2 protein-coding genes are annotated in these 1,266 nt (G+C 61.1%); both read right to left on the bottom strand.

All coding sequences use genetic code 11. The annotated features are described in order from the left end of the window. Window positions 1-319, bottom strand: a 319-nt coding sequence (locus tag AC1D1P_RS23725) for an ABC transporter permease subunit (RefSeq protein WP_477674700.1), incomplete at its 3' end; no start/stop codon positions are given. 128 nt (window positions 320-447) lie between these two features. Continuing rightward, on the bottom strand, window positions 448-1,236 hold the full coding sequence (locus AC1D1P_RS23720) for a transporter substrate-binding domain-containing protein (RefSeq protein ID WP_457279227.1): 789 nt from the start codon (window positions 1,234-1,236) through the stop codon (window positions 448-450). Window positions 1,237-1,266: the final 30 nt, after the last annotated feature.

Below are 1,266 nucleotides of genomic sequence, written 5' to 3'. Positions count from 1 at the left end.
CGGTGGCGTAGGCAGACAGGTTGATCACCATCGCCAGCACCGAGGCCGTCTCAGGCGACAGCCTGAAGCCCGCAGCCGGCAGGCCGAAGAAGATGAAGAACAGCTGAACGATGAAGGGCGTGTTGCGGATCAATTCCACATACGTACCCACCACCCAGCGCAGCCACGTGGGCCCGCTGGCACGCGCCCAGGCAAACGCCATCCCCATGAACATGCCCAGCACCGACGAGATCGCCGTCAGGCCCAGCGTCCAGGCAACCCCAATGGCCAGCAGCGGCCATTGCGACAACACGGCCATGAAATCCAACTCAACGCGCATCTGGTGCTCTCCTGTTGAACGACGATTGCCTTCCCTACCAGTAGCCGCAGTGGAACCGGCTTAGCCGGGCCACAAGCGGCGCCCCCTGCAAGGGGGAGGCGGTTACGCGCAGCGAACCGCAACGGGGGTCAGGGAAGATTGCCGGCAGGGCGACCCAGCCATTTCATCGCGATCTTGTCCAGGTCGCCATTTTTCTTGGCTTCGGCAATGACTTCATTGACCTTCAGGCGCAGCTTGTCTTCACCTTTGGCCACGCCGATGAAGTTGGGGCTGTCGGCGAGCAGCAGTTTGTACTCGGTGTTCAGTTGCGGGTTCTTGGCCATCATGTTGCCGGCCACTGACGCGCCGGTGGCGATCAGTTGCACCTGGCCTGCGGTGTAGGCCGACACGGTGGTGTTGTTGTCTTCAAAGCGCTTGATGTCCGCGCCGGCGGGTGCAACCTTGCTCAGCTCCTGGTCTTCCAGGGCGGCGCGCGTGACGCTGATGCTCTTGCCGGAAAGATCGGCAAACGACTTGACGCTGACGCTCTTGGGGCCGAACACCGCCTGGAAGAAGGGCGAGTAGGCCACCGTGAAGTCGATGACTTTTTCGCGGTCGGGGTTTTTGCCCAGTGTGGAGATGACCAGGTCGGCCTTTTTGGTTTGCAGATAAGCGATGCGGTTGGCGCTGGTGACGGGCACGAGCTCGATTTTCACACCGAGTTTTTGCGCGATGTAGCCGGCCATTTCCACGTCCAGGCCCTGGGGTTTCAGGTCAGTGCCAACCATGCCGTAGGGCGGGAAGTCGGTCGGGATGGCGATCTTGATCTCTTTGGCTTTCATGATGTCGTCCAGCGCAGTCTGTGCATGGACGCCGGTGGCGCCCAGCACGGCGGCTGCGGCAAGGGCAAGAGAAAAAACGCGTTTGCTGGGATTCATAGCAGGGCTCCAAGGTAAGTTGAGGAATCG

The sequence above is a fragment of the Polaromonas sp. P1_E1_2 genome, assembly GCF_056406035.1.
This window is presented reverse-complemented; position numbering and strand designations above follow the sequence as displayed.